Source organism: Ferdinandcohnia sp. GQ5 (genome assembly GCF_059759275.1).
This window is the reverse complement of record NZ_JCAXEW010000012.1, coordinates 43,445-65,701: the sequence shown is the minus strand read 5'-3', so window position 1 is coordinate 65,701 and position 22,257 is coordinate 43,445. Positions and strand designations below refer to the sequence as shown.

At 38.2% G+C, this 22,257-nt stretch carries 22 protein-coding genes; 8 read left to right on the top strand and 14 right to left on the bottom strand.

Annotated elements, in window-relative coordinates; all coding sequences use genetic code 11:
- Nucleotides 1-224 precede the first annotated feature (224 nt).
- Nucleotides 225-1,211, bottom strand: a complete 987-nt coding sequence (locus AC6CHV_RS15520; protein WP_341333471.1) for a Gfo/Idh/MocA family protein — start codon at nucleotides 1,209-1,211, stop codon at nucleotides 225-227.
- A 252-nt stretch (nucleotides 1,212-1,463) separates the two neighbouring features.
- Between AC6CHV_RS15520 and AC6CHV_RS15515 the strand changes: the two genes are divergently transcribed.
- Nucleotides 1,464-2,243, top strand: a complete 780-nt coding sequence (locus AC6CHV_RS15515; protein WP_341329817.1) for an ABC transporter ATP-binding protein — start codon at nucleotides 1,464-1,466, stop codon at nucleotides 2,241-2,243.
- Between the two features lie 41 nt (nucleotides 2,244-2,284).
- Here AC6CHV_RS15515 and AC6CHV_RS15510 read toward each other — a convergent pair whose 3' ends face one another.
- From AC6CHV_RS15510 to AC6CHV_RS15495, 4 genes are all read right to left on the bottom strand, one after another.
- Nucleotides 2,285-3,688 (bottom strand): tyrosine phenol-lyase, encoded by a 1,404-nt coding sequence (locus AC6CHV_RS15510; RefSeq protein ID WP_341329816.1) that lies wholly within the window; start codon nucleotides 3,686-3,688, stop codon nucleotides 2,285-2,287.
- Between the two features lie 526 nt (nucleotides 3,689-4,214).
- Nucleotides 4,215-4,715, bottom strand: coding sequence for a cupin domain-containing protein (locus AC6CHV_RS15505; protein WP_341329815.1), 501 nt, complete (start codon nucleotides 4,713-4,715; stop codon nucleotides 4,215-4,217).
- A 75-nt stretch (nucleotides 4,716-4,790) separates the two neighbouring features.
- The gene (locus AC6CHV_RS15500) at nucleotides 4,791-5,780 is read right to left on the bottom strand and encodes an ornithine cyclodeaminase family protein (protein WP_498079175.1); all 990 of its coding nucleotides are present in this window, start codon (nucleotides 5,778-5,780) and stop codon (nucleotides 4,791-4,793) included.
- Between the two features lie 82 nt (nucleotides 5,781-5,862).
- Complete coding sequence (locus AC6CHV_RS15495) at nucleotides 5,863-7,152, bottom strand: MFS transporter (RefSeq protein ID WP_341329813.1); 1,290 nt, start codon at nucleotides 7,150-7,152, stop codon at nucleotides 5,863-5,865.
- Between the two features lie 202 nt (nucleotides 7,153-7,354).
- Here AC6CHV_RS15495 and AC6CHV_RS15490 point away from each other — a divergent pair, with 202 nt between their 5' ends.
- The gene (locus AC6CHV_RS15490; RefSeq protein WP_165918285.1) at nucleotides 7,355-7,522 is read left to right on the top strand and encodes a hypothetical protein; all 168 of its coding nucleotides are present in this window, start codon (nucleotides 7,355-7,357) and stop codon (nucleotides 7,520-7,522) included.
- Nucleotides 7,523-7,609: 87 nt separating this feature from the next.
- Nucleotides 7,610-8,608 (top strand): dimethylarginine dimethylaminohydrolase family protein, encoded by a 999-nt coding sequence (locus AC6CHV_RS15485; protein ID WP_341329812.1) that lies wholly within the window; start codon nucleotides 7,610-7,612, stop codon nucleotides 8,606-8,608.
- Nucleotides 8,609-8,655: 47 nt separating this feature from the next.
- On the opposite strand, the gene AC6CHV_RS15480 is transcribed toward AC6CHV_RS15485, so the two are convergent.
- Nucleotides 8,656-9,858, bottom strand: coding sequence for an ornithine--oxo-acid transaminase (locus tag AC6CHV_RS15480; RefSeq protein ID WP_341329811.1), 1,203 nt, complete (start codon nucleotides 9,856-9,858; stop codon nucleotides 8,656-8,658).
- Nucleotides 9,859-10,181: 323 nt separating this feature from the next.
- Here AC6CHV_RS15480 and AC6CHV_RS15475 point away from each other — a divergent pair, with 323 nt between their 5' ends.
- The gene (locus tag AC6CHV_RS15475) at nucleotides 10,182-11,576 is read left to right on the top strand and encodes a sigma-54 interaction domain-containing protein (protein ID WP_341329810.1); all 1,395 of its coding nucleotides are present in this window, start codon (nucleotides 10,182-10,184) and stop codon (nucleotides 11,574-11,576) included.
- A gap of 207 nt (nucleotides 11,577-11,783) precedes the next feature.
- Nucleotides 11,784-12,398 carry a hypothetical protein gene (locus AC6CHV_RS15470; protein WP_341329809.1) on the top strand — a complete coding sequence of 205 codons (615 nt, stop codon included), beginning with the start codon at nucleotides 11,784-11,786 and terminating at the stop codon, nucleotides 12,396-12,398.
- A gap of 77 nt (nucleotides 12,399-12,475) precedes the next feature.
- On the opposite strand, the gene AC6CHV_RS15465 is transcribed toward AC6CHV_RS15470, so the two are convergent.
- From AC6CHV_RS15465 to cyoE, 8 genes are all read right to left on the bottom strand, one after another.
- A complete protein-coding gene (locus AC6CHV_RS15465) occupies nucleotides 12,476-13,618 on the bottom strand; it encodes a trans-sulfuration enzyme family protein (RefSeq protein WP_341329808.1) in 1,143 nt (380 codons plus the stop codon).
- 105 nt (nucleotides 13,619-13,723) lie between these two features.
- Nucleotides 13,724-14,284 (bottom strand): hypothetical protein, encoded by a 561-nt coding sequence (locus AC6CHV_RS15460; RefSeq protein ID WP_341329807.1) that lies wholly within the window; start codon nucleotides 14,282-14,284, stop codon nucleotides 13,724-13,726.
- 4 nt (nucleotides 14,285-14,288) lie between these two features.
- Nucleotides 14,289-14,921, bottom strand: a complete 633-nt coding sequence (locus tag AC6CHV_RS15455) for an SCO family protein (protein WP_440274638.1) — start codon at nucleotides 14,919-14,921, stop codon at nucleotides 14,289-14,291.
- Nucleotides 14,922-15,204: 283 nt separating this feature from the next.
- Nucleotides 15,205-16,896, bottom strand: coding sequence for a cbb3-type cytochrome c oxidase subunit I (locus AC6CHV_RS15450; protein ID WP_341329805.1), 1,692 nt, complete (start codon nucleotides 16,894-16,896; stop codon nucleotides 15,205-15,207).
- A gap of 14 nt (nucleotides 16,897-16,910) precedes the next feature.
- Complete coding sequence (locus AC6CHV_RS15445; protein ID WP_099360970.1) at nucleotides 16,911-17,378, bottom strand: cytochrome c oxidase subunit II; 468 nt, start codon at nucleotides 17,376-17,378, stop codon at nucleotides 16,911-16,913.
- Between the two features lie 11 nt (nucleotides 17,379-17,389).
- Nucleotides 17,390-17,539 (bottom strand): hypothetical protein, encoded by a 150-nt coding sequence (locus AC6CHV_RS15440; protein ID WP_180271122.1) that lies wholly within the window; start codon nucleotides 17,537-17,539, stop codon nucleotides 17,390-17,392.
- 287 nt (nucleotides 17,540-17,826) lie between these two features.
- Nucleotides 17,827-18,432, bottom strand: coding sequence for a methyltransferase domain-containing protein (locus AC6CHV_RS15435; protein WP_498079174.1), 606 nt, complete (start codon nucleotides 18,430-18,432; stop codon nucleotides 17,827-17,829).
- Between the two features lie 238 nt (nucleotides 18,433-18,670).
- Nucleotides 18,671-19,573: a heme o synthase gene (cyoE, locus tag AC6CHV_RS15430; protein ID WP_341329803.1), complete on the bottom strand. Its 903-nt coding sequence runs from the start codon at nucleotides 19,571-19,573 to the stop codon at nucleotides 18,671-18,673.
- A gap of 362 nt (nucleotides 19,574-19,935) precedes the next feature.
- On the opposite strand from cyoE, the gene AC6CHV_RS15425 reads away from it, so the two are divergent.
- From AC6CHV_RS15425 to AC6CHV_RS15415, 3 genes are all read left to right on the top strand, one after another.
- Entirely contained in the window at nucleotides 19,936-21,273 is a 1,338-nt protein-coding gene (locus AC6CHV_RS15425; RefSeq protein ID WP_498079173.1) for a gluconate:H+ symporter, read from the top strand.
- A gap of 204 nt (nucleotides 21,274-21,477) precedes the next feature.
- A complete protein-coding gene (locus AC6CHV_RS15420; RefSeq protein WP_440273110.1) occupies nucleotides 21,478-21,924 on the top strand; it encodes a hypothetical protein in 447 nt (148 codons plus the stop codon).
- Complete coding sequence (locus AC6CHV_RS15415; RefSeq protein ID WP_121449390.1) at nucleotides 21,912-22,199, top strand: DUF2653 family protein; 288 nt, start codon at nucleotides 21,912-21,914, stop codon at nucleotides 22,197-22,199. The genes AC6CHV_RS15420 and AC6CHV_RS15415 overlap by 13 nt, the downstream gene beginning before the upstream one ends.
- The last annotated feature ends 58 nt before the right edge of the window (nucleotides 22,200-22,257 follow it).

Genomic DNA, 22,257 nt, shown 5'->3' with positions numbered 1-22,257 from the left:
TTAAATCTTTTAAGTTTTTATTAATCGAAATCTTATATTATTCTGATAATAATATCAACTATTTTATCACAATATTGCTAAAAAAAGTGTATTAAAGTATAGCAATCTTTTTTATTTTTGTTTCCATTTAAAGTTAATTACTAAAATGATAAAAATCAATGTTGGTTTAGCAACAAAAAAACTAGCCCCCGAAGAAGAAAACGACCTTCCCGTGGGCTAGACTATCAGTGCTTGGAATAATACCCTTTAACCATTTCTCCCATTACCCAGTTTGTTCGAGCTCCTGATTCGCCAGTACTTGGGCAGATACCGCCCTTTCCGGTCAATTCGGCTACAATGGTTTCCACTAGTGGTTGGTGTACATGCTCGGGACGTTTAAAGCTCCACTCTTCGGTTCCATTGTTTGTTGTTAACACAACAGGCTCATTTCCAAAAGTAGAGAAGGTAATTTTTCCTTTGCTACCCACAATCTCATTCACGTCTTCATTTTGAAATGCCGTAAAACACCAATTGCCAACACCATGTATGCCAGATTCAAAAACATAGGTACCCGTTACAATATCTTCTGCTGTATATAGGCCACCATGATTGGAAGCAAAACCATGAACCTCTATAATGGGTCCAACCAAGTAATCGATTATATCAAGAGTATGGCTTGCCAAATCAAAGAACAGCCCACCTCCTGATAACTCTGGTTGAACTCGCCATGGGAGATTGTTCGGATCTTCTGATGCTTTACGATATTGTGTTGTTGACACAAAGCGAATATCCCCCACTGCACCGTTATTCAGTAGATCTTTGATTTTCAAAAACCGCTCTTGCGCTCTACGATAATAAGCGACATACAAAGGAACATTTGCTTCTTTACATGCCTCAATCATTTCTAGGCATTCTGTGTATGTACGAGCCATTGGTTTTTCAACATATACTGGCTTTCCAACCTGAGCTGCTTTCAATGTATACTCTTTATGGGATCCTGGCGGAGTTGCAATATAGATTACATCCACCTCCGGATCATGGATAAGCTCATCCGCATTATCATACCATTTCGATACATTATGCCTTTTTGCATAATCTTTTGCTAACTCACCTGTTCTTCTCATTACGGCAACCAATTCGGAATTCGTAATTTTTTGAAATGCTGGACCACTCTTTATTTCCGTCACATTCCCACAACCAATAATTCCCCACCGAACCTTGTTATATGCCATATTTTCACTCCCTCTGTCAATTATCTCCATCATAAAGTATACCCCAAAAAGTTTTCCATTCACAAAATAGTTCTCAATTGTGGCTAGAAGACGACTTTTAAAATGTTAACGGATAGATTGTGTATAGGGTTCATGTAATGGCCGTTTTTCACTATTTGAAAGAACTATCATCATTTTCCTTCTGGAAATTTTTGTGTACCCTTATCTGAATTATTTGATATTATAAATTTATTAAACAAGGAGGGGTATAAAGTGGTTTTAGATTTGATGAATGTTACACTACGGCGTGATGATGCACTCATCCTACAAAATATTAATTGGCAGATAAAACAAGGCGAGCACTGGGTGCTTTATGGATTAAATGGTTCTGGTAAGACTGCATTATTGGATTTAATTAACGCCTATAATTTCCCTACTAGCGGAAATGCTACTGTACTTGGGTTTAAGTTCGGCAAGGTTTACTTAGGTGAGGAGCTCCGGAAAAAAATTGGCTTTGTGTCTGCATCCTTACAAGAAAAGTTCTACCCCACAGACAACGCGTTTGAGGTTGTTTTAAGTGGAGCTTTTGCATCCATTGGCCTGTATGAGACCCCTACTGACGACATGAGAGAAAAGGCAAAGGGTCTTCTTGAGGAACTTGGATGTCTTGCCTATGCAAACCGTGACTATTCGACCCTGTCCCAAGGTGAAAAACAACGAGTATTAATTGCCCGTGCTTTAATGGCAAATCCATCAATCCTTATTTTGGACGAACCAACAAACGGGTTAGATTTTATCGCTAGAGAGCAATTATTAGATTCAATTGAAAGACTTGCCATCAAAGAAGACGCACCAACGATTATTTATGTTACCCACCATGTAGAAGAAATTCTTCCTGTGTTTACGAAAACTTTGCTTTTAAAGAGCGGAGAAGTATTTGCCTCAGGGCAAACAGATCAGATCATTACTAGTGAAATTCTATCAGACTATTTCAATCTTCCGGTTCAGGTTAAATGGGAAAATTCCCGTCCTTACCTAGTAAAAGGAAAATAAAAACGGCCAGCCCCAAATCTAATAAAGGGCTGGCTTTCATTTTATTCCTTAGGCATCAATTCTAAGTCATTGGAAAGTGGTGAAAACCTGGCATTAAAGAATCGTAACGTAGGAGGTTCATAATCTATTCGTAAACCACTTATCTGATGTCTCTTTTCAAAGAGTCCAATCACAGAATCAGCGACAACATCCATATGATTATTCGTATAAACCCTTCTTGGTATTGTTAAACGAACGAGTTCTAGCTTCGGTTTGTTATGTTCACCCGTTTCTTTATTTCGACCAGCTGAGACTATCCCTCTTTCCATCGCCCTAACACCTGAATCTAAATAAAGCGCCGCTGCCAATGCTTGTGCAGGAAATTCTTCTTGGTTTAAATGAGATAAAAACTTTCTTGCATCCAAATAAACAGCATGACCCCCAATTGGTTGAACAACAGGTATTCCTGCTTCAATTAACTGCTGTCCAAGATAACGGACTTGTTGAATCCGGTGATGGATATAATGATCATCGACAGATTCATAGATTCCTTGTGCCATCGCTTCCATATCACGTCCTGCCATGCCGCCATAAGATGGCATCCCCTCATAAACCACCACCAATTCACGTGACCTGGCATATAAATCCTCATCATTCATTGCTAAAAAGCCGCCAATATTCACTAAACAATCTTTTTTACCACTCATCGTACAACCATCTGAATACGAAAACATCTCTTTTAAAATATCCTTAATCCGATGATTTTCATATCCCGCTTCTCTTTCCTTTATAAAATAGGCATTCTCTACGCACCGTGTAGCATCAAACATCACATCAATTCCATAACTTTTACACAAGTTATAAACCTCTCTCATATTCTCCATGCTAACCGGCTGGCCACCCGCCATATTCACGGTTACTGCCACGCAAACATAAGGAATCCGTTTTGCCCCAACCTCTTGAATGAGCGACTTTAATTTAGAAAGATCCACATTCCCTTTAAAAGGATGCTCTGTCGTTGAATCATGTGCTGCATCAATGATGATATCAACAAATCTTGCCCCATTTAGCTCCTGATGGGCACGTGTTGTAGTAAAATACATATTCCCGGGTACTACGTCACCTTGTTTTATTTTTAGTTGAGATAAAATGTTTTCTGCACCACGTCCCTGGTGAGTCGGCAACACATACTTATATCCATAAATCTCTCTAACTGCCTGCTCAAGCTTCTTCCAGCTTTTACTTCCAGCATAAGCCTCGTCACCAACCATTAAAGCTCCCCACTGCCTGTCACTCATTGCACTTGTCCCGCTGTCTGTTAGAAGGTCAATATAGACATCCTGAGAATCAATCAAAAACGTATTATAACCCGCCCTTTTAAGCGCCTCATTTCGTTCCTCATAGGTTAGCATTGCTAATGGTTCTATTGCTTTAATTTTATATGGTTCCGCCGTTCTTCTTTTCACCTGAACCCCTCCATTATTTTGAAAGATCAAACGCGCCTTGGCGTATTTGCACCCGATTTTTAGGCCCACAGGAAGTGGGTCATAAAGACGTTGCCACAGGACGTGGCGTATTTAGTCTTTGATCTTACTGCTCGAAAAGTTTCCTTTGAAAAATCGTGGCATCCGCCGGAGGCTTTAACTTTAATCAGTCGGGGTTTGGACCCCACTGATTAAAGTTAAATCTATCTATAATGTAGAATATTTTATGCTTCATTCTCAAGAATTCCCATTGCACGATAAACGCTTTAAACCAATAAAAAAACGCCTTCCCAAGTTAGAGGATAGGCGCCTTACCTTATTATTGTAATATGGTTTTAAAACAATCTGTTTCATTTTGCAATACTCATTTCAAACAAACGTTTGATTAGCACCCTAAGCTATGCAGATCAAGGTATTTGAATTTCAATCAAACGTTTGTTTACACGAGATTCTGCCATGTAAAAAAGGACTGTTATATATAGAGAAACAATAATTTTATTATTCTAATTTATTTCTTTTCCAGCGCGAGTCTGCGGATGACCACCTCATGCTGCGGATATTCCCTCAATAATTCCTCTTGTGAAAATAATTCAAAATCCTCGAAATCAAATCCCGGAGAAACCATGCAGCCAACAAGTGAGAATGTATTTTCTTCGTTCACTGAAGACGCAAAAATCGAGTTTTTGGGTACAAGAACTTGTGGAACCTCTCCCTTGTCAAGCTTTAGACCAAGGTTTACCTCCTTGTATTCTCCTTGTTCATCAATAATATGTACGGTTAAGGAACTCCCCCCATGGTAATACCAAAGCTCATCTGATTGCAATCTATGTAAATGAGAGATTTCTTCAGACCTCAGTAGAAAATAAATACTTGTATATAGTTTTCTTTGTTTTTCCTGCTCAGTATGAATCGTCATATCTGAAGCATAGATTTGTTTATAAAACCCTCCCTCTGGATGTGGCTCTAGCCCAAGATGTGATATGTAGAATTGTGCATCATTTGTGTTCAATTTCATAACCCCTTTCACGAATACTGTAATAAAAAAACCACGATAAATGCTTGAATACTTGAAGGTACCTAAAATCTAAATCTCTACCTGTGTGCCTACTCCAATTGTTATTGCTTTATTATAGACAGCAGCTGCTACCGCAAGATCAAAATAAGCAATTCCCACTGACTTGAAAAACGTTATCTCTTCCTTATTTTCTCGTCCAGAGACAGCACCCGAGACAAGGTCTCCTAATTCTCCATGTAAATCCGAGAAACTCCATAGCCCTTTTTTCGCTGGAATAATCAAATCACCCGCCTCGTCTTTTACCCCTTCAATCGTATCCACAACGATTTTTGAGCATTTTAGAATCGTTTCTGCATCGACCTCTTGCATATGCGGAAGATAAGAGCCAACTCCGTTGATATGTGTCCCCTGCTTTAATGCTCTCCCTGAAAAAACAGGTGTAACGGATCGTGTTGCACAGATAACAATATCTGATTTGGAAACAGCTTCATCTGGATGATCCATGACTGTAATTGAACCTTTGAATCCCGGGCAGAGTTCTAAAATTCTTTTTTCAAAAAGGAAAGCCTTTTCCTTTGTACGATTATATAACATGATTTCCATTATTTCACGTACCTCTAGAACCGCTTGTAACTGCTCCTCTTCCATGGCACCCGTTCCAATTACAGCAACAGTTGACGCTTCTTTTTTCGCTAGATGCTTTGTTGCAATTCCACTTACTGCACCGGTCCGCAAACGAGTTAAATAAGAAGCATTGATACATGCAAGGTGTTCTCCATTATCTGTATCACTTAGTAAAATAATACCCTGTGTCGTTTTCTTGCCCACGGAAGGATTGTGCGGAAAAATAGTCACGACCTTGACAGCGGATTTTCCAACCGGTTCAATTGAGCTTGGCATGTATAAAGCAGATGCTTCTTTTTCTGGGAAGTCCAGAACCGTACGGTGTGGATTCTTTACCTTACCATCATTATTGTGTATAAGTGCCTCTTCTAAGTCCTGAATTGCATCTGCCATTGAATATATGGAACGAATTTGAGATTCTGATAAAACGAGCACGGTATCCCTTCTTTCTATTTTATCTTATAAACATCATATCACTAAAAGGAAAAAGGAACCGCCACTTGCGATCCCTTCACACTTACACGATCTCATCATAATCTAAGTCCTCATTCTTACGATCACGTACGGTGGCAACTGCAATAAGTGATATAGCAGCGGTAAGAATGATATATAATGCAACTGGTATATAGGAATCATTAAAGGCTGCTAATAATGCCGTTGCAACAAGTGGAGCCGTGCCACCAGCAACCGCAGCTCCGATTTGATACCCCAATGTAATCCCCGTGTAGCGAACATTTGATTTAAATATCTCCGAAAACATGGTTCCAAGCACAGCTGTAATTGGAGCCCAGATAATTCCTAATCCCAAAATAGTTGCAACGATTAATAGTGCAACAGAGCCTTGATGTAGTAACCAAAAGTAAGGAAAAGCATATATCATCATCAAAATGGTTCCACCGACATAGAGCTTTTTCCGACCAAATTTATCAGAAAGACTCCCCATAATAGGAATAAGAAGAGTTGTTACGATTGTTGCAATGGTAACCGCATTTAAGGTTGCCGTTCGCGAGAAACCAAGCTGTGTTGTTGCATAAGAGACGATAAATGTACCAAAAATATAGAATGGTGCTGTTTCAACAACCTTTGCACCAACTGCGATTAAAACCTCTTTCCAGTGCGTACGCATTGTTTCGATAAATGGGATTTTAGCTACCTCGCCCTTCTCTTGTACCTTTTTGAAAGAAGGCGTTTCCTCTATACCTTTACGGATCCATAAACCGAAAATGACCAAAAATGCACTTAGAATAAACGGAACACGCCATCCCCACGACATGAATGCAGCCTCTGGAAGTAATGTCATTAGAGATAATGCTAACGTTCCAAGTAGGAGCCCTACCGTAACACCCATTTGTGGGATACTTCCGAAGAATCCACGCTTTTCTTTTGGCGCATATTCAACCGCTAATAAAAGTGCTCCACCCCACTCACCACCTAGTCCAATCCCTTGAACAAGTCGCAGGATTATGAGTAAAATCGGTGCGATTACCCCGATTTGTTCATAAGTAGGAAGGAAACCCATAAGAACAGTCGCTCCACCCATAAGTGATAGAGTTAAAACGAGTGTTTTTTTTCTCCCAATTTTATCGCCAATATGACTAAAAATCACTCCACCAAGTGGTCGAATGAAAAAGGATAAAGCAAATGAAGCATATGCTAACATTAACCCGACCGTTGGATCGTCACTATGAAAGAATGCTGTATTAAAAACAAGTGCTGCAACAGTACCGTATAAAAAGTAATCGAACCATTCTATAGAACTTCCTACAAGGCTTGCAACAAGTACCTTCTTCTCCACCTTCGTCTGCATCGTGTATCCCCCTTTTTCCTAAGGTAAAAAAAGATTAAATATACCAATACTGTATATATTTCAAATCAAGGACAACTATTCACTTTTTACAGATATTAGGAGCTAAGTCCTATTTTCCGCGATTTACCAAATAGTCCGTGATACATACAAAACCAACGAATGCAAAAACTACGATGGAAAGCATTTGAAAGGAGAGATCAATATGGGTCGTGGAAAAAGCTTTAACCACAAAGAAAAAGGCCATCCTGGCAACTTTCCAAAGAACAGCATAACTGAAGAAAAAGACCATAGTCGACAATTTGAACAAATGGAAGGTATTGTCTCTCATGAAGCTTTTAAGAACCGAGAGAAAGAAGACGAAATGCCTTAATACGAAAGCACCTTAAAAAAAAGAACCCCCAAGATTGAACCAAGGGGGTTCTTTATATATAAGACAAGAGTAAAGCAGGTAATCCAAATGAATAAAAACAAGCTAAACTTTTCAAGAAGGATTGTACGAGAGCCCTTTCAGGACATTACACTTATCAAAGAAGTTTGGGGCGAATTTTTGGGGATTACAAGTGATATCGGGCAGCTAAGAAAAGTATTAATGCATCGTCCTGGTAATGAAGTTTTAAAACTTCATCAAAATCAGAAGGAAATTGAAGCTGGTCCATTATTAGGAAAGTATATAAAGGGCACACAACCTGAAGATCTCGAAGCCAATTTAAAACCTAAATTACAGATCTTGCAAGATCAACATGACCAATTGGTAAAAGCTTTGAGGCTTGAAGGAATAGAGGTTGTCTTTCTTGACCGAACTAAGCATGAAGAATTACCGGAAAGAACCTTTACTAGAGACTTAGGAATGATTATTCCGAGTGGTGTCATTTTGTCGAGGCTTGCCCTTTATATTCGATATGGTGAAACTCGTTTGGCCGAACAAACCTTTAGCAAATTAGGGATGCCAATTCTAGGCCGTATTCAAGGACATGGTTTTGTCGAAGGTGGAAGTTTTACCATGCTTAACAAAAACACAGCCATTATCGGTCGCTCGGAACGCGTAAATTCTCTTGGTATTGAACAATTAAATTACATTCTTTCTCTACAGGATATTGATTTAATAACAGTTGATTTACCATCTACCATCATTCATCTCGATGAAGCATTTCTTCTTATCGATCATAATAAAGCACTTATTAATAAAGCTCTACTTCCTTATTGGTTTATAGATGAACTTCATAAAAGGAAGATTGGATTATTTCATGTTCATCCGGAAGATCCCCCTTTAACGATTAATGTCTTACCGATTTCTCCTGGAAGGCTCATTTTCCCCTCTTCTGGAGTAAAAACAATGGAATTACTCAAAGCAAATGGTATTGATATTATCCCTGTAGACATCTCCGAGTTCTATAAGTTAGGGGGAGGAATACACTGTTTAACACTTCCGCTTATACGTGAACCTATAAACCAATAAAAAAGGGATCAAGCGTAAAAGACTTGATCCTTTTTTCGAATATGTGATTATCCTAGAACCATCGCAATGCGTTCGATTGCCCAATCTAACTCTTCTTTTGTTACGATTAAAGGTGGAGCGAATCGAATAACCGTGTCATGGGTTTCTTTACAGAGGAGCCCTTCCTGCTTTAAAGACTCACAATACGGGCGGGCAGCCTCTGTTAATTCAACTCCGATAAACAAGCCACGCCCTCTCACTTCTTTAATAATTGGATTTTTTATCTCTTTTAATTGATTCAAGAAATAATCACCAAGTTCAAGAGAACGTTGTGCTAAATTTTCCTCAATTAAGACGTTCAATGAAGCAATGGAGACAGCACAAGCCATTGGGTTTCCTCCAAATGTAGAACCGTGAGAACCTGGGTTAAATACACCTAATATGTTTTTATTGGCAACGACACAGGATATTGGAAATACCCCGCCTCCTAATGCTTTACCTAAAATATACATATCAGGCTCTACATCATCCCATTCACATGCAAACATTTTTCCAGAACGACAAAGCCCCGCTTGTATTTCATCCGCAATAAACAGGACATTGTTTTGTTTACATGTTTCAAAAGCTTTCTTAAGAAAACCTTCTGGTGGAATAATAATTCCAGCCTCTCCTTGAATGGGTTCAAAGAGAAATGCTGCTGTATTTTCAGTTATCGCATTTTCTAGTGCTTCAATGTCCCCATAAGGAACTAGTTTAATTCCCGGTAGCATTGGACCGAATCCACGTTTATATTCTTCTTCCGAAGATAATGAAACGGCCGTCATCGTCCGTCCATGGAAGTTTCCAATACACGCGATGATTTCAGCTTGATTTTCCTTTACACCCTTAACATCATATGCCCATCTACGTGCCGCTTTAATAGCTGTTTCAACAGCTTCCGCCCCTGTGTTCATTGGTAGTGCCATGTCCTTATTTGTCATTTTACAAATTAATTCATACCATGGGCCAAGCTGGTCATTATGAAATGCTCGCGATGTAAGTGTAACGCGATCAGCCTGATCCTTTAAAGCTTGAATGATTCTGGGATGACGGTGACCTTGATTAACTGCAGAATATGCGCTTAACATATCCATATATTTATTTCCTTCGGGATCCTCCACCCATACGCCTTCTGCTTTTGAAATTACAATTGGTAGTGGATGATAGTTATTTGCACCAAACTTTTCCGTTTGGTCAATGATTGTTTTTGAGTCCGCTTTAATTTGAGCCATCTATTTAACCTCCAGTAGCTATTGTTGTAGTGAGAATTTCTTCTTGTCTACTATTTTGTGCAAGAATCATGCCAACTTCTCATGTTGGTGCATTTTAAATGATTTCTTTTAAAAAAGTGCATTACGCTCAGGTAATTCATACGAATGACCATCTTTAGAAATAAGACATTTTTTTATCTCCATAAATTAATGCAAATTTTCTTTGCACCTACTATATTTTTTTGCGCAAAAATATTTTTCATTTCCCAAAGTTAATGCAAATATAATTTGCCCCTTTGTTTTTTTCTCATATAATAAGAAGTAAGGAAAAGGGTGGGGATATCATGAAACAAGTTGAGATATTAAAAACCAAAGCAACTGAGCAATTAGTTAATGAAGTGGATGTTGGTATACATGTCGTTGACTCTCAAGGCACAACGATTATTTACAATCAAAAAATGGCTCAGATTGAAGGGATGAACCAAGATGATGTTCTAAACAAAAAGCTGGTTGATGTATTTTCGTTTCACAAAAATGAGGATAGTACGTTGCTTCAAGTACTTAAGACGGGTAATTCCATAAATAATGCTAAACAGACCTATTACAACAACCGTGGTCAGGAAATCACCACCATCAATAACACAATCCCAATTATGGATGGCAAACAACGTATTGGAGCGATGGAAATTGCCCGTGATGTTACAAAAGTTGAGAAGTTACTACGTGAAAATATGAACCGGAAAAGTGATACTCATTATACATTTGATAGCATCATAGGGAAAAGTTCTGCAATATTGGAGGTAATTGAGTCAAGTAAACGTGCTACTAGGACAAGTTCCTCCATTCTCATCATAGGGGATACTGGTACAGGAAAAGAGCTATTTGCTCAAAGTATTCACAATGGAAGTACCAGGTCATCCGCTCCTTTTATATCTCAGAATTGCGCTGCTTTACCGGACAATCTGATTGAGGGTCTCCTTTTCGGTACAAAAAAAGGAGCTTTTACAGGTGCCATTGACCGCCCAGGTTTATTTGAACAAGCAGAAGGAGGCACTTTGCTATTAGATGAGATTAATTCATTGAATCCTGCCCTACAAGCAAAGCTTCTACGAGTTATTCAAGAAAAAATAGTACGAAGAGTGGGTGACACGAAGGATAAAAAAGTGAATGTGCGGATCCTAGCTACAATGAATGAGGACCCCATTGATGCCATTTCCGAGGGTAGACTTCGAAAAGATTTATATTACAGATTAGGTGTCGTAACCCTTTTTATTCCTCCATTACGAAATCGGAAGGAAGACATTAAAGAACTCGCTTTTACTTTTATGGAAAAATATAATCATCTGTTTGGTCTGCAAGTAACAAACATAGCAGATGAGGTATTACAGACATTGATTCAATATGACTGGCCTGGGAATGTTCGGGAGCTAGAGCATATTATAGAGGGAGCTTTAAATATCATTACCTATGAGGATACGATTACTTATAACCATCTCCCCATGCATTTTCGTAAAAAAACACATATTAAACCTGTATCTACAAAAAAGGCACCACAACCCTCTTTAATCACAGAGGTTCAGCCGTTAGACAGTTACATGGAGGAAGCAGAAACCTTATACCTAAAACAGGTACTTGAACATTATCATTTTAATATCACAAAGACTGCTGAAGCACTTCGCAAGAGTCGCCAAAACCTCCAATATCGATTAAAAAAATACGGAATTAATAAGCCTAGGTGAGATATTCCTGGCTTGACATTCTTTTTAAAATTACACACTTATTCGATATCTAAAATCTTACAAATATCATCAAATCCCCCCTTTTCGCACAAATATTGCTCGGGAAATGAGTAGAAATAAGTCGAAAATATAGTATGTTATCGGTTCTGGGGAAGGTGAAACTTTAGTAATTGACGAATGATTATTAGTTAAAGGCTGGTGATTCTAGTGAAACAATATGTCTGGTATGCAAGTTATGGCTCAAATATTAATAAGAAACGCTTTCTTTGTTACATAAAAGGTGGCAGACCCAATGGTTCTACTGAAACGGAGGTTGGCTGTAAAGATCCCTCATCTCCGATTGATGAAGGAATCTTTACCATCCCCTACCCATTGTATTTTGCGAAGGAAGCTAGGAGATGGGATTCAAAGGGTGTTGCTTTTATTGATGGTTCCCCGAATGAAAGAACAGCTACCTATAGCAAGAAATATTTAATTACATCTGAGCAGTTTATTGATGTGTTAAAACAAGAGAACAGTGGAATGAAGATTGATATTGACTTGCAGGAAGTGAGAGAATCAGGTTCAATGGTTTTCCGTGAAAAGGCGTGGTATGGGAGAATTCTATATCTTGGAGATGATGATGGTTATCCAATTTTTACGTTTACCGCCCCTTGGGATATAGATACTGTTGCTTTCAATAAACCTTCCTCTGAATATTTGGATACGATTATTTCAGGCCTTAGAGAGTATTATTCGAAAGAGGAAATCATACAGTATCTAGAAAACAAACCTGGTATAAAGAACAATTACTCAACCCAGGAGCTTGAAAGATTTCTTTAGGTAACAGGATGCAGTTTTGCTTCAAACAAATGTTTGTTTGAAAAACGAGTACCCATTATTATGGATACTCGTTTTGTTTATTTCAATGAATTTTCGATAGCTTTTTCAAATACAGAAATGATATCTTCGGAATGTTCGATCCCCACCGAGATTCGCACAAGTTCGTTCGTAATTCCTAATGATTCCTGTGCCTCTGCCGGTAAAGCACGATGGGAAGTCTTTAGAGGGTGAGATACAGTTGTCTCTACTCCAGCTAATGTTGGAACTAGCTTAACCCAGCCTATCGATTTGAAAAATTGATTCACATCAACAGTTTTTGCAAGTTCGATTGACACCATTGCTCCATATCCTGTAGTTTCTGCCTCAAACGGATAGTACACTCTTGCAATGTTAGGATTGTTACGCAAAGCTTCCGCAAGTTTTCGAGCATTTGAAGACTGTACTTGCATGCGAACGGCCAATGTTTTTAAGCCACGAGTTGTTAGCCAAGCTTCAAAAGGACTTACATTCGCACCTAGATTAACAACCTTTGCACGCGCTTTTGAAACCAAGTCCTCTCTTCCCACAACAACCCCTGCAGTTACATCACTATGTCCACCAATATACTTTGTCGCACTGTGAACAACTACCTCCACCCCAAGCTCATATGGGTTGCAATGATATGGTGTCGCGAATGTGTTATCTACAACAGTGACTAAGTTGTTTCGTTTTGCAAGTTCGACCACAGCCGGTAGATTTTCGACTCGTAAAAGTGGATTTGTGATTGATTCAGTATAAAGCAGTTTTGTATTCGGTTGGATGGCCCTTTCTACTTGTTCAAGGTCTGCAAAGGAAACAAAAGTTGTTTCCACGCCTAGATTACGCAACTCTTCATGTAGAAGATGAAAGCTCCCCCCATATACGTCCTCTGCTGCGACAATGTGATCTCCACTTTTTGCAACAGATAGGATTCCAGCTAAAATTGCAGATAGTCCAGAAGATGTCGCGATACCTGCTGGTGCTCCTTCAATTGCTGCTACCATTTGGCCAAGCTCGTCCGTATTAGGATTTCCAGTTCGCGAATATAAGTAATTTCCTTCTCCTTGGTAATAACCCTCTAAATCTTCAAGGTTATCAAAGGTAAAAGCCGATGTTTGGTAAATTGGTGTTACCTTGCTTCGAATAGGTAATTTCGCTTTTTCTATACTATGTATTAATTTTGTCTCAAACCGTTTTACCATTTTCCTCACCCTTTTTAGTATTTATTGCTATTATTCTGAACCTTATTTTAATGCATGTCAATCAGAATACTATAAAAAAGAAGCTGCACCTGCAGCTTCTCTCACCTACTCTTTATAGATAGATTGGTCTGTATAATTGTTATAAACCAAATAAATAACAATACAAATTGCGGTTGTTATAAAACCCCATCCCAGTGTGATTTGATCGATTACAAGGTAATTATTACATAGTTGCATATTTGTATTTATATATAACACGCCCATACCCAAATATTTCACTGTAAAAAAGATAAAGACGAGATTTTTTGCACGTTCACTTAGTTTCTTCCAGCTATCTCGTAAAGGAACACCCGCTAAAAAAGATAAACTAAGAAATTTAAATACTTCCATGCTTGTAATCGTTAGTGTCTCATCCATTGTTTTTGGAATTGTCCAATACACCATGATTACAGTGAATAATAAAATACCTGGTATTCCGTTTTGATTCCATTTCTCAAAAAACTGTGGAAACTTTTGTTGAAACAGTTTACCCATAAAAAATCCAGCAATTACGATTGAAGGCATTTGCATGTGCATATGGATGATCATAATTGACTCCAGTAAATCAGCAACAGGAGGAAGCGCTAATACGAATAACAGCCCTAGTCCAATTAAAAATTGTTTCATAGCCTTATTCCTCCTTTTGACTTTCTAAAATACTAGTAACCTTGGCAGTGGCTTGATCAATTTCCTGATAATCCATTACTTCGATCAGTAAACCATTTGGATCAACTAAATAAAAGGCTGAGTTATGTGCAAAGTTACCTTTTCCATCGGGGATTACGATTACACCAAATGTATCGAGTAGGGTTTGTAATTCCGTTTCGTTTGGTATCCTTGCCATTCTCCATGTTTCTCCGTCAGATCCAAAGAAGGTGCGATATTTACTTAAAGTTGCTGGATCGTCCCTTGTGGGATCAAAGCTTATACTTAAAAAGACGATATCTTTCCCGATGTATTCTTGAGGAATCTGCTCATATACCTGCGCCATATTCATTTCTAATTGTGGACAAACAGTTGTGCAGGCTGTGTAGAGAAAAGTGATGAACACATATTTATCTTCAAACTCAGAAATAGGATATGTCCGTCCCTCGCTATCCTCAAATGTTACATCTGGAAATGCTGGCTTATCCTCTAGTAGTTGGTTTACTCTTGCTGTTTCAGCAGTAAACGCCCGTAATCCATCGGTTCCCGTATAGAACAGCACACATCCAAATAATAAGATTAGTATACAAGCGAATGTCGTTCGATTTTTTTTGATCACGAAGATCACATCCTATTTCTAGTTTTTCCATCTACTAATATCAGAAAGAGATAGCAGAAGTTTCGCTATCTCTCTCTATTAAGGAACAACTCCTTGATTGTCTAACTACGGCGCCTGCGCTTTTCGTTTTGTCTAGCTTCGGCTCGCAGCGACTAGCGAGACTTCCCTCACCCTCCGTACGAAAAGGTCAACATCGGTTCGCTTCGCTCCCCGTGTTTCCTTTATCTCCTACGGGTTCAGTCCAGTCCGTACGTCGCTAAAATGCTCGCCTGCGCTTTTCTAGTTACCAAGTTTTAAATGGTGGTGATCCTGGAGGTGCGTTTACAATCATTTCAGTTAATGGTAATACATAGGCCATTGCAATTACTAGAATCATAAGCACAACCCATAGTCCCCAACGTTCTGTCCAGAATGGAGTTTTTGAAGCTGTTTCTTCTACTTCAGCAATTGGGAATTCTGTTTCGCCTTTTGGTGCAAAGAACATCATATTGAATACTGCATATACTTGGATGATTACCGCTACAAGTAATAGTGTTGCACCGATACCAATTACCATCATAAATGGTTCCCAACCTGCAGCTTGTGCACTACCAAAGTAGTCTGTGAAAGATGTTCTTCTTGGTGAACCAAGAAGTCCAACCCAGTGCATTGTGATCGCCATGATAACCATACCAGTTGTCCAGATGATGGTTTGAACAACACCTAATTTATTCATTCCTTTTGTTAATACACGGCCAGAAATATGTGGGACTAACCAGTAACTAATACCAAAGAATGTCATTACGACTGACATACCTAGTGTTAAGTGGAAGTGTCCAACAACCCACATTGTGTTGTGTATAACTTGGTCAAGTTGGTTCGTTGTCTGTGCAATACCACCAGCACCCGCTGGGATAAAGGCAGCCATTGCAATAAATGGTGATAAGAAGCGAACGTCTCCCCAAGGTAACTTTTTAAACCAACCTAAGGCACCTTTACCTCCTTTTGCTTTTCCAGTACGTTCAAATACTGCAAACATTGCCCATGCTGTCATTAATGATGGGAAACCAATTGCTAAACTCATGAATACGTGTAGGAATTTTACTGATAAATTAATTCCTGGATCAATAATTTGATGGTGGAATCCACCAGTAATGTTCATGATAACTAGGGCAATAACAACTACACGAGTAAGTGTATCACTCCAACGTTTTCCGCCAATGATTTTTGGTATAATGACATACCAAGCAGATACAGCTGTTAAATACCAGATATTAACTGCTGTGTGTCCGAATGCCCAGAAAAGTGTACGAGAGACCATTACGTTAATTGTATCTACCCAGCCAAGTGTCCATGGTAAAATCAAGAATAATACTTCAACTGCGACAAATGCAGTTGCACCAACTAGTAGAATAAATACACCTGTAGCAAAGAAAGAAAGGATTGGTAAATGCTGACCCTTATGATTCTTTCTCCAGTTTGCTACTTGAATAAATGCACCAGCTGCTAAGATCCAAATACCTACTACCACTAATGCTAACCCGATATAGAACACTGGGTGTGCTGCCATTGGTGGATAAAAAGTGTACATGACAGATGCTTCATTCATTAGAACAGGAATGACGACTAATACGATACCAAGGATTTTCGTCCAAAAGCCCACCCATGCCATCCTTCTAACTTTAGGTAATAATCCACCTAAATCATGAGAAAGACCTGCGTAAAAGTAACCAATGGTAACAAATGCTGAAAATACTACTACTAATAATAGGCCATGTGCTGTTAATACTTGATAATAATTAAGCCAACTTGGCAATTCTAGAAGACCTGCACGATTTAATCCTTGGAATAATCCAAAAAGTCCACCTAATAATAATGCGATAAATGCTACTGATAAATAGGATTTCGAAATCTTTGCATCATCTAGATTAACCCCTAAAACTTTGTTTGTCTTTTCTTTAAATGTCAAATCTGAATTTTTTAATATAGTTGCCAATGGTCTCCCCTCCTTTATTTAACCGTAATTGTTGTAGACATTAATTGGTGACCAGAACCACAATATTCATTACATAGAATTAAATACTCACCAGGCTCGTCGAACGTTTGAGTGATTTTTTGAATATGTCCTGGCATTACCATTGCGTTTAAGTTTGTACCTGCAACTTGGAATCCGTGAACCACGTCTTTAGATGTCATGATAAAGTGAACCTTTGCACCCGCAGGTACTTCAATTTTTGCTGGTGTAAAACTAAATATTTGTAAGGTCATAACTACTTCATATTCATTTTCTCCGATTTGATAAACACCTGGTTTGTCGAATGGAGCTGTTTCATCTACTTTCTGAGGATCGATTGTTTCCATATTACTTGGTGGTCCCATTTCTAATGCAAATGTTTGGTATCCTGTTATAAGCATGAATCCAATGATAAGGCCGAAACTTATGGTAAGCCATATTTTTTCATCACGATGCATCTTCATTTTTTTCCCTCCTAGAATCTAGCCATAAATAGGCCGAATAGTAATAGATACGTAGCAAGAATGACTGCTCCAACAACACCAACTGAAATCCAGGTTCCAACTAATCGTTCCGAATTTCCCCCGTTTGTGTTTTTATTTCTGTTAACTTTTGAAGCTCCCATCCAACTCAACCTCCTTATGTTCTTCTTACTTACATCATAATTAGGAATTGTTCTCAATGTTGTGAACTGAATCACACATCAAGTGTAATTTTTAATACACTCATAAAAAAAAGACGAGAAAAAAGGCTATTTCTCGTCCCCTAACTTTTGATTAAAACTCAATAAAACCGCTCTAATTCGGCTTTTTGTGGACTTTTCCTCCCTTGTACCCTTCGAAGAAATCCGAAAATGACAAATTGGTGAACTAACTCCTGCACAAAAAAGCAGCCTCCGAATTTGGAAGCTGCTTAATCAAGTTGATAAACTAAAAATCTCTCATATGTGTTTTTCTCAAACAATTCAGGAATGATGATTTCTTTCTTCATTTGAAAAGGTGTATTGGTTTCTACAAAATAGGTGTACTCGTTTGATCCATAATAAAGAATAATCTCTATGTGTCGTGGATTGTGCTCGTATGAACGTAGGATATTAGACAATGTATGCTTAAAAACCTGTATAGAAAAAGGATTAAAAAAGTAAAAACGATTATCAAGCGAGTTAATTTTATAATCCTGTGCGGCACAATGGTGAATTTCAATTTCACCTTTTTGGTAACCTGACTTTTTAAAATAGCGTACTCGATTTTCCACCGCTTCATGATAGAGACTTTTGTCAATCTCAATCCCAACAACAGATGCCCCAAAATGGTGATGTATATAAAAAAGAAGCCTACCCTTGCCACATCCAAAATCCACTACCCGGTCGGTTTCCTTCAATTGATAATGCAAAAATAGTGCGTCGAGCCCTTCATATGGCGTCGGTTCATAGCGGTGATAATGTACGGAGGGGCTAAATCCCTTTTGGCCACCACTTGTTTTTACATGTAAAAGTGCATCGTAATACTTATCATCCATTGGTAGTCTCCTTGCCATGATGTGATTAATATGGTATCCCTCTCAATGCAAATGTTAGCTTTTCTGGATTGCGAATGGAAAAGATATGTTTGATTTGATTTTTTTCTTCTTCAAAGCATACCATATTCTCTTGTTGGTTATCTCGTTTAATCAAGTACAAAAAGATCTGAATTTATTTATGAAATTTTGTTTCACAAAAAACCCCGCTACATTAAATGTAACGAGGTTCGTGGCAAGGCTATCCAAAATATTTTGGTAATGTAACGACGACCATTAATAGGAAGATTATAAAAATATAATTCACTGAATATAGAAAGTTCCAGCGAGCCCATTTCATATCATCCTTAACCGTAAATCCTTTGACACTCAATACAATCCAACCAATATTAAGCACTGTCGAGAGTACGACAAATACTAATCCTAGGTCCCCTAAAAAGAAAGGTATCGGCAACAAACAGATCACCCAGAACAGAAAATGCTTCTTCGTTACCTCAAATCCGCGAACGACTGGGAGCATCGCGACTTTAGCCGCTTTATACTCTTCATACTTTCTCATCGCAATCGCATATGTATGAGGCATTTGAAAAACAAATAAGATCAAGAAGAGCATAATTGGAACGATGTGATCGATAGGTGCAACCGCAGCCCACCCCATTAAAGGAGATACAGCGCCAGAAACACTTCCAATCACAGTATTAATCGTAAATCTGCGCTTTGACCACATCGTGTATAACACAACATATGTGAACCAGCCTATAAATGTAAAAAAGATAGCTTCAAATGTTGTGAAATATAGAAAAATGAATCCTAGAGCAGTACAAATGATTCCTAATACCAGAACAAATTTCAATGAAAAATGGCCTGTTACAGTTGGTCGCTTTTTCGTTCGATCCATGACTGTATCAATGTCAACATCATACCAGTTGTTTATGATGAGTGCCCCCGCCATAACGAGCGTACTTCCGATTATTGTATACAGAAACAATCCCAGATTGTCCTGAAAAGATGCGCCCGTAAAGTAAATGGCTAACCAAAATCCTGAAAACACGGGTAGAACATTGGCTATTAAAACCCCTGCCTTAAAAAGTGATTTAAGATCAGCTATGAGGGATGTTTTTTGTATTTGAATTTCTGATTGCATGGATATCCTCTCTCCTACGGTTCTATTAGAAGAACATTATGCTTCAAATATACTATACCATTTTTATCGCTCTTAGGATAAGAAAACCACTTTTTACCTACTTCTATAGTGAATTCCACCCAACTCCCATATCATTCCGCTCCCTACAGTTAAATAGTAAAACTTTCTCATTGCTTCCCTCAAAAAAGTTTTGTAAAATTAGACCATCGCTTTTTGTTTGTTTCCTAAACAAATTAATAAAAAGTTTTCTGATTTGAAAACGCGCTCAGTTATCTAAATATTTTTTTCAATAAAAGAACAACACTTACGGAAGCAAATGTAAACGATATTACAGCTAAGAGAGATACAGGAGGAAATGAAAAATGGATTGGTTTGTAGACAATTTACCGATTATCTCGGTAATTCTTGGGGTTGCTTTACTTCTTTTTCTAAATATGAAGCTTAAGCTAAATAGTGTGATTGCCCTTTTACTATCAGCAATCCTTGTTGGTTTATTAAATGGAATGAATCTAACAAGTATTGTTTCAACTATTAAGTCCGGCCTTGGCAGTACACTTGGAAGCCTTGCTTTAATAATTGGTTTGGGTGCTGTTTTAGGTAAATTAATGGTTGATTGTGGAGCAGCCCAACGTATTGCTTCTACTCTATTAAATAAGTTTGGTGTTAAAAAGGTAGAATGGGCCCTAATTATTATTGGCATGGTATTCGGAATTTCCGTCTTCTATGAGGTTGCCTTTATTATTCTAGCTCCGCTTGTTATTAGTATTGCGATGGAGGCAAAAATTCCATTCTTAAAGCTTGGAATTACAATGGTTGCAGCTACTACTCTATCACATAGTTTATTCCCGCCACAGCCTGGTCCGACTGCATTGGTCGATGCTTATGGCGCAGATATGGGTATGGTTTATATAATTGGTATTGTTGTTTTTATTCCGGCAGTTATCGCGGCTGGAATCATTTTACCAAGAATGATGAAAAATTTAGATCGTCCGATTCCAAAATTAATGGAAAAACCAAAAGAGTTCACTGAAGAAGAAATGCCTAGTTTTGGTTTAAGTCTTTTTGTTCCATTAATCCCAGCAATCATGATTATGACTGCAACTATTCTAAATATGTTTATCGAAGAAGGAAGCTTGTTCCATGAAATTATTAACTTCCTAGGTAGTGCAGAAATTAGTTTACTTGTGGCTGTTTTAATCGGTATTTATGTATTTGGTATACGTACAGGTCGAGACATTAACACTGTAATGGACTCTTTCTCAAGCGCTATCAAAGGAATTGCGATGATAATCTTTATTGTAGGTGCAGGTGGTGCCTTCAAACAAGTCATTCTTGATTCTGGTGTTGGTGACTATATTGCTTCGATGATGGAAAATACTACAATTTCACCGTTGATTATGGCTTGGTTTATTACTGCCTTAATTCGTATTGCTACAGGTACAGGTGTTGTATCAGCGATAACTGCTGCTGGTATTGTAGGTCCTCTAATCGATACATTTGATGTTAGCCCAGTATTAATGGTTCTTGCAACAGCGGCTGGTAGTAACACAATCACACACGTTAACGACGCATCATTCTGGTTATTTAAAGAATATTTTGGTCTAAGCATTAAAGATACCTTTAAGACATGGGGTCTATTACTATTCACAACTTCTATTGTAGGTTTGGGTATTGTCTTGATCCTTGATATGTTTATGTAATACATTCTGCGAGCCCTAACAATTTCGTTAGGGCTCTTGTTACTATTTACCAATCGTATTTTTTAAAAAAAGCGAAACCAAACTCTGCTTTCATCGTATATAAGAGAGAAAGTTGATGAGGAGGTATTGCAAAGCGCAATAGATTGGATAATAAGGTATACTATTATAAATAAATTAACTAACTTATGGAGGTATTTCTATCATATGAAAAAGATATTATCAGCATTAGTAGCACTTACTTTGATTTTTTCCCCGCTTGGGAGCTTTGTTTTCCAAGACCAACCAACGTCTGTAGAAGCAAAGGGATACAAATCAGGTAAAAGAGGATTCAATAGTAATATTGGGAACAAAAATAAATCAAACTTCCAGCAACAACAGAAAAAACAAGACAACAATGTTACGAACAAATCTACTACTCCTACCACTCCAAAAGGTGGATTCATGTCTGGTGGATTAATGAAAGGTCTTATGCTTGGTGGACTTGCAGGATTCCTATTCGGAGGTCTTTTAGGTGGAATGGGTATGCTTGGTTCATTTTTAGGATTAATGATTAACGTTCTTGCGATTTACGTTCTGATCTCCATCATTCGAAAAATCTTCGTCATGATTAAAGATAAAAAGAAAAAAGAGACTGATCCATGGCAGCGCTAATACTTTCTGAACAGGAAATTATAAATGCAGTTTGTGTCTATATCGGCTTAAAAAAGCAAGTAAAGCCTGAAGAGGTTGAAGTGGAGCTGATGTATGACGATGATTACGGATTCTCCGCAGAAGTATACGTGAACGATCGAAAGCAGGTTCTCATTATGGCGAACTTAATTGAAGCAATTCGTTTATGGCTAGGCGAATTTCTTAACCGTGACCCATATGCCGGAATCAAACTTGTGTTGGACGACGAAGAAGGTATTATTGCCCATATCAACTAAGAAAAGCGCAGGGCCCCCGCCTATCGGCGACAAGCACAAGACGAGCGCTGACAGAAGG